Consider the following 10,779-nt stretch of genomic DNA (forward strand, 5'->3'; position numbering starts at 1 on the left):
GGCGACGTAGACGACATCGATGTCCTCGTCCTGGGCGAGCGCGTTCCAGTCGCCGTAGGCCCGGGGTATCCCGAACCGCTCCGCGAACGCTTTCGCCGACTCCCCGGACCGGGACGCGACCGCCACGACCTCCGCGTCCGGCAGGTCGATCAGGTCCGCGGTGAACGCGCCCGCGATACCCCCGGTCGCCAGGATTCCCCACCGCACCGTGTCCGCCGTCATTCCCGCCCCGCCTTCACCTTGTGACCCCGAGCACTCCGTACGAGCTGAGAGCATAGGTGGCGATCGACTCGGAGAGGGAGGGACTCATGCCCGAGGGTGGGGCGTCCATACCGAACACCGCGCAGGAGGCCGCAGCCGGGACGGAGCGGCCCGACCGCACACCGCACCGCCGCACCGGGCTCCTGGTCACCTTCCTCCTCGGAAGCCTGACCGCCGTGCCTCCGCTGGCGATGGACATGTACCTCCCGTCCCTGCCGGAGGTCACCCGTTCCCTGCACGCGCCCGCCGCGACCGTCCAGCTCACGCTCACCGCCTGTCTGGCCGGCATGGCGCTCGGACAGCTGGTGGTCGGGCCGATGAGCGATCGCTGGGGGCGCCGCCGCCCGCTGCTCGCGGGGCTCGTGGTCTTCGTCGTCGCCACCGTCCTGTGCGCGCTCGCGCCCACCGTGGAAACGCTGGTGGCCTTCCGGCTGGCCCAGGGTCTCGCGGGCGCGGCCGCCATCGTCATCGCCCGGGCCGTCGTCCGCGACCTCTACGACGGCATGGCCATGGCCCGCTTCTTCTCCACCCTCATGCTGATCTCCGGCGTCGCCCCGATCGTGGCGCCGCTCATCGGCGGGCAGGTCCTGCGCGTGACCGACTGGCGGGGCGTGTTCGTCGTCCTCACCGCCATCGGCGTGCTGATCGGGGTCCTGGTCTGGACGAAACTGCCCGAGACGCTGGAGCCCGCCGAGCGGCACAGCGGCGGTGTCGGCGAGGCCCTGCGCGCGATGCGCGGCCTGCTCGCCGACCGCGCCTTCACCGGCTACATGCTCACCGGCGGCTTCGCCTTCGCCGCCCTCTTCGCCTACATCTCGGCGTCCCCGTTCGTCATCCAGGAGATCTACGGCGCCTCCCCGCAGACGTTCAGCCTGCTGTTCGGCGTCAACTCGGTCGGGCTGGTCCTCGTCGGCCAGATCAACGGCAAGATCCTGGTCGGCCGGGTCAGCCTCGACCGGGTGCTGGGCATCGGCCTCACGATCGTCATCACCGCGGCGACCGCGCTGCTGCTGATGTCCCTCGGCGTCTTCGGCGAGGTCGGCCTGGTGCCCGTCGCCGCCGCGCTGTTCGTGCTGATGTCCGCGATGGGCATCACCCTGCCCAACACCCAGGCGCTCGCCCTGATGCGGACCAAGCACGCGGCGGGCTCCGCGTCGGCCCTGCTCGGCACGTCGTCCTTCCTCATCGGCGCGGTCGCCTCCCCGCTGGTCGGCGTCGCCGGGGAGGACACCGCCCTCCCGATGGCCGTCGTCCAACTGGCCGCCGCACTGGTGGCACTTGCCTGCTTCATGGGAATGTGCCGACCCTGGAGGCAGGAGAGCAGCCGCGCGAGCGTGGAGGGAGCAGTCAGCTGAGCGCACCCAGACTGCGCGACGGCACGCCGGAGCGGGCCGGACTGGACCCGGGGGAACTGCGTCACCTCGTCCGGGAGGTCCACGTCCTCACCACCGGACGGCGCCCCTGGGCACCGGGCGCGGTCCTCGTCGTCGGACGCGGCCCGGTGATCGCGGTCGAGGAGGCGGCGGGCTGGGCCGTCCGCTACGCGGCCTACGACCCCGACTCCGACGCCGGGGTGGAGCTGCCCCCCGGGCAACGGGTCCCGATGACCGTCGGCACGCCCTTCGACCTGGCGTCCCTCACCAAACTGTTCACCTCCGTGGCCGCCGTGCAGCAGATCGAGCGGGGCACGCTCGGCATCGACGCGAGGGTCGGGGCGTATCTGCCCGACTTCACGGCGGCCGCCCGGCACGGCATCACCGTACGGCAGCTGCTCACGCACACCTCCGGGCTGCGGCCCGAACTCCCGCTGTACGACTGCGCCGACGACGCGCAGCGGCTGGCCGCGCTCCGGGCGGAGCCGCCGGTCGGGGTGCCGGGCACGTACTGCTACTCCGACCTGAACATGCTGCTTCTGCAGTACGTCCTGGAGCGCATCACCGGCCGCACGCTCGACGTCCTGATCCGCGACGGCATCACCCGGCCGCTGGGCATGACGGCGACGGACTTCGGGCCGTGCCCGGGCGCCGCGGCGACGGAGGACCAGCGGCGGCCCTGGGCCAAGGCGGACCGGGGGATGCTGCGGGGCGAGGTCCACGACGAGAACGCCTGGGCCCTCGGCGGCGTGGCGGGCCACGCGGGGCTGTTCTCCACCGGCCGGGACCTCGCGGTGTTCTGCCGCACCCTCCTCGCCGGCGGCTCGCACGGCCCGGCCCGCATCCTCGGCCCCGACTTCGTCGAGCTTCTCTTCACCCCGCCGGGCCTCGGCTTCTCCCTCGACCAGCCGTGGTTCATGGGCGACCTGGCGGGCCGCGGCGCGGCGGGCCACACCGGCTTCACGGGCACGTCCCTCGTCCTGGACCCGGCCACGGACACGTTCCTAATCCTGCTCACCAACGCGGTCCACCCGCGCCGCCGCCGCCCGGACAACGCCCCGAGAGCGGCAGCGGCGTCCCGGGTGGCGCGGGCGGTGCGGTGATCTCCGCGAACTGGGGGAGGGGAGGGGCCCGGGCGTGAGCAGCGTCCTCGGTGAGTGACGGGGGCGCCGCCCCGCTGTGCCAGTGGTGCTCGCGTGAGGAACGAGGCGCCGGGGCGCGAGTGCTGTTCACCCGCGTGTGGGCCGCCCACGGCGCCCGCCGCACGCACGGACCCTTCCGCCTGCACAGCTTGCTGCCCGTCGTCCGCAGCCCGCACGCACGGACCGTTCCGTCCTGTACAGCGTGCCGCCCGTCGTCCGCAGCCCGCACGCGCGTGCACCTCCCCGTATCGCCCGCCCCCCTCCCGCACCCGCGTCCCTCACCCCCGCCCGCCTCGTAGAATCGCCGGGTGAACGCCCCCGCACCCCCGGCCGAAAACCTCCGTGCCGCTCTCGCCGGTCTGCTCGACGGGCTGCCGCCCCGGCAGGCCTCGCAGGCGGTCGAGCGGCTGATCGCCAGCTACCGGGGGGCCACCCCGACCGACGCCCCCATCCTCCGGGACCGGGCCGACGTCGCCGCCTACGCCGCCTACCGGATGCCCGCGACGTTCGAGGCCGTGCGCTCAGCGCTGGAGGCGTTCGCCGAGGCCGCGCCCGCGTGGGTGCCCGGCGGGCACACCGACCTCGGCGGCGGCACCGGTGCCGCCGCCTGGGCCGTGAACGCGGTCTGGGGCGGGGAGCGGCCCGTCACCGTGCTCGACTGGGCGGAACCCGCGCTGGCCCTCGGACGCGAGATCGCCGCGGCCAACCCGGAGCTGAAGGACGTTCGCTGGCAGCGCTCCCGGATCGGGGCGGCCCTGACCCTGGAGAGCACGGATCTCGTCACCGTCTCCTACGTCCTGAACGAGCTCACCGCCGCAGACCGCACCGCCCTCGTCGACGCCGCCGCGGCCGCCGCCCGGGCCGTCGTGATCGTCGAACCCGGCACCCCCGACGGTTACACCCGCCTCATCGAGGCCCGGGACCGGCTGATCACCGCAGGCTTCCGGATCGCCGCCCCGTGCCCGCACAGCGCCGCCTGCCCCATCGCCCCCGGCACGGACTGGTGCCACTTCTCCGCCCGGGTCAGCCGCTCCTCCCTGCACCGCCAGGTCAAGGGCGGCTCCCTCGCCTACGAGGACGAGAAGTTCGCGTACGTCGCCGCCGCCCGCTTCCCCGTCGACCCCGCTCCCTCCCGGGTCGTCCGACGCCCCCAGATCCGCAAGGGCCAGGTCCTCCTCGACCTGTGCGAGAGCGAACCGTCCCTGCGCCGCGGCACCGTCACCAAGCGCCACGGCGACCTGTACAAGGCCGCCCGGGACGCCGACTGGGGAGACCCCTGGCCGCCCTCCTGAGCTTCTGACAGGTACGCCCGCGCTCAACTCGCCCAGCGGACAAGCATGTCCTCCGCCGACGCCCGGTCGGCGGGGGACAGGTCCGCGAGGTCGGCGCCGTGGTTTCCGCCCGGCACCCACAGCAGCCGTGAGTCCGGCCCTCCGGGGCGGAAGTGCTCGGCGACCGCGGGGTCCTGGGTGCCGTTGACGAACAGCAGCCCGCTCCCGCGCCGCCGGACCCAGCGGTCGATGTCGGGCATGGCGGCCCGGTCGAAGCGCAGGGGGACGTCCCCGGGGACGAAACTGCGCGGCCCGGCGGCGCCCGGGTGGCGGAGCAGATCGGCGAGGTGGGCGGTGGGGAAGCCGCCGTACCCCAGCTGGGTGCCGATCTGGTACCAGTACGGGATGTAGTTCCGGGCCGTCGTGTCGGCGTACAGCGCCAGGCCCATCGTGTCGTCCAGCCAGGTGTACAGCTCGCCGGCCGTCGCCCCGGGGCCGGGGATCGCGGCGACGTCGGCCGGGGTGCCGCGCTGCCAGAACATGAACGGCACGCGCAGGACGGCGATCTCGAGTGCCTTGTCGGCGCTGCCGACGAGCCGGAAGGTGTCGCCGGTGGCGGCCGCCCAGGCCTCGTAGCGGGCGACCAGCTCGGCCCGGCGCAGCAGGACCGCCCGCTGGGCCGCCTTGAGGGCCTCCCGGGCCGCGGGGGTGCCGACCGTCTCCAGGAAACGCAGATACGCGGAGTCGTCGCGGTCGTCGACGTTGTTCGGGGCCGAGTGGACCAGGGTGCCGTTCACGTCGTGGGGATGGAAGCGGCGGTGGTAGACGCTCGCCATACCGCCCTTGCTGCTGCCGGTGGAGATCCACGCGCCGGGGTAGAGGCGGCGGAAGAGCCGGACGACGCGATGGTGGTCGTCGGCGGCCTGCCGGACGGTGAGGTGGGTGTAGCCGGGGTCCGCCGGGCGTGAGGTGCCGAAGTAGCGGTGCTCGACCTGAAGCTGGTTGGCGCCGAGCAGGACCGCCGGTTCGGTCCGGCGTGGGGTGAGGACCGCTTGGTAGCCCGTGCTGAACAGCACGGTGGGGCGGTCGGCGGCGGTGTGCAGCAGGGTGAGGCGCTGCTCGAAGGTGCCGGCGGCCGGGTTCGTGTGGTCGACCGGCTGGCGCAGACCGAGGACGAAGTGCCGGTATCCCGGTTCGGCGTCGTGCCGCTCCTCGACCAGGCGCAGCCCGGGCAGTGCCCGTAAGGCGTCGCTCACGTCGACGTCCTCGGGGCGGGTCGGGGCCGCCGCCCGCGCGAGGGGGGCCGCCGTGGTGGCGAGGCCCGCCGCCGGGAGGGCCGTGGCCGCCGTGGTGAGCAGCCGTCGTCTGGTCCATGCGGTCATGAGCCGAGTCCTCCCGGGTGTCCGTGGGGCGGGTGTCCGCCGGTCGCGGGCCGCGACCGCCTCAGTACATCCGCCGGACCGCCCGGGAGGATCCCGCGCGCGGGGGGCCGATCTCCCTCGCGCGGGGGAGGCTCACGACGCCGTGCCCGCCGTGCCCCCCTCCTGCGTGTCCTGCTGCTGCCGTTTCTCCTGGAGTTTGCGCAGCAGTTCGCGCTTCTGGGCCTGCGGGTCGAGACCGCCGCCGATCCGGCCGCCCCGGCCGCCGCCGCGCAGCTCCCTGCGGCCGAGGTTCCTGCGCGATCCGCCGACGCCCAGCAGGTTTCCGGCTCCGCCTCGGGTCATCTCGGGCTCCTTCCGTGGCAATATCCGCGACGAGACGGTTCGTCTCGTGCTTGCGCTCCACTGTCCGCGAGACGCTCCGTCTTGTCAACCTGATAAATTCGGCCCATGGCCGTCCAGAAGTCCACCCAGCCCGCCCCCGGCAAGCCCGCCCCCGACTCCACCCGGCGCAGCGAGAAGTCCCGCCGCGCCATCTACGACGCCGCCCTCGCGCTCGTCGTCGAGGTCGGCTACCCGAAGACCACCATCGAGGGCATCGCCGCCCGTGCCGGCGTCGGCAAGCAGACGATCTACCGCTGGTGGTCGTCCAAGGCGGACGTCCTGATGGAGGCGTTCCTCGACCTGGCCGAGCAGTCCCTGCGGGAGGCCGGGCCGGAGCCGTACGACTTTCCGGACACCGGCGACCTCGCCGCCGACGTCAAGGGCGTGCTGCGCGCCACCGTCGACCAGATGAACGACCCCAGGTTCGACGTGCCGTCCCGCGCGCTGGCCGCCGAGGGCGTCGTCAACGAGCAGCTCGGACGCGAGCTCGTGGCCAAGCTGATGCAGCCCTCGCTCGACCTCTACATCGGCCGGCTGCGCGCCGCGCAGGAAGCCGGTCAGGTCCGGCCCGAGATCGACCCGCGCATCGCCCTGGAGCTCTTCATCTCCCCGCTCGCCCAGCGCTGGCTCCAGCGCACGGGCCCGATCTCCCACGAGTACACCGACACCCTCGTCGACTACGCCCTTCACGGCCTGGCCCCGCGCTGAGCGGCCCGGGCGAGGCGCCCCGGCGTGTCCGTGATCACCCCGTCGCAGCCCAGCGCCAGCACCCGGTCCCGCTGCGCGTCCGTCACCACGGTGTGCGCCCACACCCGCGCGATCCCCGAGCGCACCGCCCGCACCAGATCCGCGTCGCGTGCCCGGTGATCCACGTCGAGCAGATCCACGTACGACCGCCAGCGCTCCGGGCGGTCCGTGCGCAACTGCTGCGCCGAGCGCCACAACTGCGAGAGCAGGCCGAGGCGGTGGACGCGCCGGGCCACCTCGGGGTCGTTGGAGTTCACGAACACCGAGCGGGTCAGGCCACGGGCCCGGATCAGCTCGGCCAGCCGGTCGAGGCTGCGCGGGTCCTTCGCCTCCAGCATCAGCACGATCCGTCCGCCGAAACGATCCAGCACCTCGGCGACCGTCGGCGGCCGCTCCGACCGCCAGCTCCCCGGGAGCCTGTCCTTCGGGCGCAGCCGCACGCCCCGCCACTCCCGGGCGTCCAGGCCGCGCACCGCGCCGCCCAGGTAGGTGGTGCGGTTCAGGGTCTCGTCGTGGAACACCACCGGCGTGCCGTCGCGCAGCAACCGCGTGTCGAAGTCCAGTACCTGCGCCGTCCCGCGCTCGTAGGCGGTCGCCAGCCCCGCCATGCTGTTCTCGGGGACCTCACGGGCGCCGCCGCGGTGCGCGACGTACGTGATCCGGGGCAGGGCCGCCACGGTCAGCGGGCCCGCGCCCCACTCCAGCGGGGCCGGGGCGCGGCCGCCGGGTCCCGACGGGATGAGCGAGACCACGGACATCAGGGAGGCCAGAGTGGACAACGCGATCCTTGTGACCATGGCGACCACGGTAGGGCGCCATCTCGTGGCAAAGCGGGCAATGACACCCGATCGGGGTGGAGAGCGGGGCTCGCCGGTCTTCTCCCGTGCGGCGCCCGGTGTGCGGTGCGTCTCACCTGTACCGTCCGGCGTCCGGTGTGCCCTACCTGTCCCGTCCGGTGCCCGGCGCCCGGTGCGTCCCAGCTGTCCTGGATGTGGGCACTGGCCCCCCGGTGCGCGGGAAGATGGGACGATGGGGCATGCTGTTCGGCACGACGGCGAGGCGAGGGGATAGATGAGCGCGGAGTTCGGCGGCCGGACCGGCCTGCAGGGCAAACTCACCCAGTGGCTGCGCGCCGGGCGCCGGCCGAAGGAGACCGCCGGGGACGGCGGCCGTGAGGCCCTGCTGCTCGCCGCCGCCGGCGCGGGACTGCCCCTCGCGCCCGCCGCCCACCCGGCCGGCTACCGCTGTTCCTGCGACCGGGTCGGCTGTCCCACCCCCGCCCGGCACCCGGTGTCCTTCGCCTGGCAGACGCAGTCGACCACCGACCGCGCCCAGATCGAGCGCTGGGCCCGCCATCAGCCGCAGGCCAACTTCATCACCGCGACCGGCATGGTGCACGACGTCCTCGACGTGCCCCTCGATGCCGGTCGCGACGCGTTGGAGCGGCTGCTCGCCGCCGGTGTCGAGGTCGGGCCGGTCGCCGAGAGCGACGACGGCCGCCTCCTCTTCTTCACGGCCACCCGCGGTACGCCCGAGGACGAGGACGAGTGGTGGCCATGCGAACTGGACTGCCACCCCGAGACGGCGGACGAGCACCCAGGGCTGCGCTGGCACTGCAGGGGCTCCTACGTCCTGGTACCCCCGGCGCGGCTGCCCGGTGAGGAGCAGGCGGTGCGGTGGGTGCGCGGGCCCGAGCACGCGCTGCCGGATCCGCTGAGCCTGCTGGAAGTGCTCACCGAGGTCTGTGGACGCTATGTGGGTGAGGACACCGGCCGGGCCGGCGACGCGGCCTGGCCCCTGCGGCACTGAGGCCGGTCGGCGACCGTGCCGTGAGGGCCCGGGTCACGGCCTCGGTTACGAGCCCTTCGCCGAGGTCAGTCCCTGGATCCTGCCCAGGATCGTGACCTTGCCAGGCCCCTTGGGATCCAGTGCCGCCTCGTTGGAGACGAACTCCATCGTGAGGGACTGCTTGATCTCGCCCTTCGTCAGGGCCAGGACATCCTTGTTGGGGGCGGGGACGGACGTGCCCGCGTAGGCGGTCTGCTTCTCGTAGTGGCGGGTGGTGAAGAACACCAGGGCGCCGCCGTCCGTCGTGCGCAGGGCCAGCGGTGCGTAGTCGCCGTTGGTCAGCGGCTCGTCGATGTACTGGGTGACCATGCCGGGCTTCTTGCCGTTCTTCTCGCGCAGGGCACGCCACTGGCTGGTGTGGGCGCCGTCCGCGAAGGTCTCTCCGCCGCTCTTCAGGTACGTCGCGTACGTGCGGCTCAGGTCGCCGGGGTCGGTGGCCAGGTCGGTGGAGTTCACGGGGACGGACTCGGCCCAGCCGTCGGCGTCCTTCTTGAACTGCGGGACCTTGTCCGGGGCGACGAGCGTCAGGTACGCCACCTGGAAGGGGTCGTCCAGGCTGCTGCGGGTGAAGACCAGCAGCCAGCGGGCGGTGCCGCCCTTGTTGCCGGCCGCGTCGGCGACGAACCAGCGGGGCCAGCCGGCCTTCTTCGGGATCGTGAACTTCGCGTCCGTCAGCTTCAGCTCGGTGTGGTTCGGGTTGCCGTCCGGGTTGTTCGCCTTCCCGGCCTTGAGGCGGGCCGAGTCGATGTCGGCGAGGGCGCCCGTGGTGTGGTCGGCGTCCAGGGTGCCGTCGTAGGCCTTGTCGGCCTCGTTGTACGCGGTCGTGAACTCCTGGAGGGCCTGGGCGGCTTCGGCACGGGTCGTGGACGGGAGGATCTCCCGTTCGCCGTGAACGACGACGCATCCACTGGCCGTCAGCGACAAAGCGGTCGCCGAGGTTGCTATGAGGGCGCTCCGGGCGGGCCTGCGGAGCGTTCGAGGGTCGCGATCCCTGCTCATCGGGTACCTTCACCTTCCCCTTTCCGGAGGCGAACCCTACCGGGTGCCTCCGGCGGTTGGGCCGGGGGTGGGTTGGGGTGGGGGTGCTTCGCCTGTCAGTGGGTGGGGGTGCGCGTCTTCGCGTGACGCAGGGTGGTGGGTCGGGGCCGCGCCGGGGGGTGTCCGTCCTCGGAACGGCGCGATGGGGTCTGACGCCGACTGACTGTCCGTTGACGCGCCAACCGCTGCGGGCGGACACCCCCCGACACGTCCCCTTCTCGCCGTACGCGGGTGCGGGTCGCCCTACCTGCGGGCATGCGTGCCGCTAGGGGCGGCACGGGTGGGCGCAGGCAGCACCCCGTCCGCCGGGCTGCGGACCCACCCCACCTCGGCTTCACGCCCCGTCGCGAACCGGCGCCTTCGCAGGGGTGCGGGTCGGCGCCAGGAACAGGGCCAGGGTCGGGATCAAGTACAGGAGCCAGACCATGACTTGGAGCGTGGTGGGGTCGGGCTGGAAGTTGAAGACGCCCTTGAGGAGCGTGCCGTACCAGCTGTCCGGGGGGATCGTGCCGGAGATGTCGAAGGCCTTGTCGGTGAGGCCGGGCAGGAAGTCGGCCTCCTGGAGGTCGTGGAAGCCGTAGGCCAGGACGCCCGCCGCCACGACGACCAGCATGCCGCCGGTGTACGTGAAGAACTTGGCCAGGTTGATGCGCAGCGCGCCCCGGTAGAACAGCCAGCCCAGGAGGACCGCCGTGAGGAGGCCCAGGGCGACGCCGAGCAGGGGACGCGGTGTGCCGTCACTCGCCGCGTGGACCGACGCCCAGACGAACAGGGCCGTTTCCAGGCCCTCCCGGCCCACCGCGAGGAAGGCCGTGGCGACCAGCGCGCCCGTGCCCATCGCCAGTGCCGCGTCCAGCCTGCCGTGCAGCTCCGACTTGAGGTGGCGGGCCGTGCGGCGCATCCAGAACACCATCCACGTCACCAGGCCGACCGCGAGGATCGACAGCGAGCCGCCGAGTGCCTCCTGGGCCTGGAACGTCAGCTCCTGGGAGCCGAATTCGAGGGCGCAGCCGAAGCCGAACGCGAGGGCGATCGCGACGGCTATGCCGGCCCAGATCGGCTTCAGGGCGTCCCTGCGGTCCGTCTTGACCAGGTAGGCGATGAGGATGCAGACGACGAGGCTCGCCTCCAGGCCCTCGCGCAGTCCGATCAGGTAGTTGGAGAACACCGGTTCAGGCCTCCTTGGTGAACAGCGTGCGGCCCCACCAGTCGTCCTTGTCGCGGACGCCCGGCGGGATCGCGAAGAGCGCCGAACCCACGTGCTGGATGTACTCGTTGAGCGCGTCCGTGGCCAGACTGCGCTGGATGGGGATGAAGCCCTCGCGGACGTCCCGCT

The 10,779-nt window shown here is 73.1% G+C and carries 11 protein-coding genes and 1 pseudogene; 5 read left to right on the forward strand and 7 right to left on the reverse strand.

Annotation, left to right across the window (positions count from 1 at the left end; genetic code table 11):
- On the reverse strand, positions 1 to 222 hold a 222-nt coding region (locus ABT116_RS34170), incomplete at its 3' end, for a Gfo/Idh/MocA family oxidoreductase (protein WP_351641849.1).
- 86 nt (positions 223 to 308) lie between these two features.
- Here ABT116_RS34170 and ABT116_RS34175 point away from each other — a divergent pair.
- The 3 genes from ABT116_RS34175 to ABT116_RS34185 all read left to right on the forward strand — a co-directional run bounded on the left by ABT116_RS34175 (position 309) and on the right by ABT116_RS34185 (position 4,068).
- Complete coding sequence (locus ABT116_RS34175) at positions 309 to 1,616, forward strand: multidrug effflux MFS transporter (protein WP_351641851.1); 1,308 nt, start codon at positions 309 to 311, stop codon at positions 1,614 to 1,616.
- Positions 1,559 to 2,737, forward strand: coding sequence for a serine hydrolase domain-containing protein (locus ABT116_RS34180; RefSeq protein WP_351641853.1), 1,179 nt, complete (start codon positions 1,559 to 1,561; stop codon positions 2,735 to 2,737). Before ABT116_RS34175 ends, ABT116_RS34180 begins: the two co-directional genes overlap by 58 nt.
- A gap of 347 nt (positions 2,738 to 3,084) precedes the next feature.
- Positions 3,085 to 4,068, forward strand: a complete 984-nt coding sequence (locus ABT116_RS34185) for a small ribosomal subunit Rsm22 family protein (RefSeq protein ID WP_351641855.1) — start codon at positions 3,085 to 3,087, stop codon at positions 4,066 to 4,068.
- A gap of 23 nt (positions 4,069 to 4,091) precedes the next feature.
- Here the strand turns inward: ABT116_RS34185 and ABT116_RS34190 are convergent, their stop codons facing one another.
- Both ABT116_RS34190 and ABT116_RS34195 read right to left on the reverse strand, forming a co-directional pair.
- A complete protein-coding gene (locus ABT116_RS34190) occupies positions 4,092 to 5,429 on the reverse strand; it encodes a S28 family serine protease (RefSeq protein WP_351641858.1) in 1,338 nt (445 codons plus the stop codon).
- Between the two features lie 132 nt (positions 5,430 to 5,561).
- Positions 5,562 to 5,771: a DUF6243 family protein gene (locus ABT116_RS34195; RefSeq protein ID WP_351641860.1), complete on the reverse strand. Its 210-nt coding sequence runs from the start codon at positions 5,769 to 5,771 to the stop codon at positions 5,562 to 5,564.
- A gap of 105 nt (positions 5,772 to 5,876) precedes the next feature.
- On the opposite strand from ABT116_RS34195, the gene ABT116_RS34200 reads away from it, so the two are divergent.
- A complete protein-coding gene (locus tag ABT116_RS34200) occupies positions 5,877 to 6,518 on the forward strand; it encodes a TetR/AcrR family transcriptional regulator (protein ID WP_351641863.1) in 642 nt (213 codons plus the stop codon).
- Here the strand turns inward: ABT116_RS34200 and ABT116_RS34205 are convergent.
- Positions 6,497 to 7,354 (reverse strand): glycerophosphodiester phosphodiesterase, encoded by an 858-nt coding sequence (locus ABT116_RS34205; RefSeq protein WP_351641866.1) that lies wholly within the window; start codon positions 7,352 to 7,354, stop codon positions 6,497 to 6,499. The genes ABT116_RS34200 and ABT116_RS34205 overlap by 22 nt on opposite strands.
- A 274-nt stretch (positions 7,355 to 7,628) precedes the next feature.
- On the opposite strand from ABT116_RS34205, the gene ABT116_RS34210 reads away from it, so the two are divergent.
- Positions 7,629 to 8,366, forward strand: coding sequence for a bifunctional DNA primase/polymerase (locus ABT116_RS34210; RefSeq protein ID WP_351641869.1), 738 nt, complete (start codon positions 7,629 to 7,631; stop codon positions 8,364 to 8,366).
- Between the two features lie 45 nt (positions 8,367 to 8,411).
- Here the strand turns inward: ABT116_RS34210 and ABT116_RS34215 are convergent, their stop codons facing one another.
- From ABT116_RS34215 to ABT116_RS34225, 3 genes and pseudogenes are all read right to left on the reverse strand, one after another.
- On the reverse strand, positions 8,412 to 9,404 hold the full coding sequence (locus ABT116_RS34215; RefSeq protein ID WP_351641871.1) for an SCO2278 family lipoprotein: 993 nt from the start codon (positions 9,402 to 9,404) through the stop codon (positions 8,412 to 8,414).
- Positions 9,405 to 9,777: 373 nt separating this feature from the next.
- On the reverse strand, positions 9,778 to 10,611 hold the full coding sequence (gene efeU / locus ABT116_RS34220; protein ID WP_351641875.1) for an iron uptake transporter permease EfeU: 834 nt from the start codon (positions 10,609 to 10,611) through the stop codon (positions 9,778 to 9,780).
- Positions 10,612 to 10,615: 4 nt separating this feature from the next.
- Positions 10,616 to 10,779 (reverse strand): annotated as a pseudogene (locus tag ABT116_RS34225) (deferrochelatase/peroxidase EfeB); the annotation flags it as partial.

The sequence above is a fragment of the Streptomyces sp. NPDC002130 genome (genome assembly GCF_040296465.1).
GTDB lineage: Bacteria > Actinomycetota > Actinomycetes > Streptomycetales > Streptomycetaceae > Streptomyces.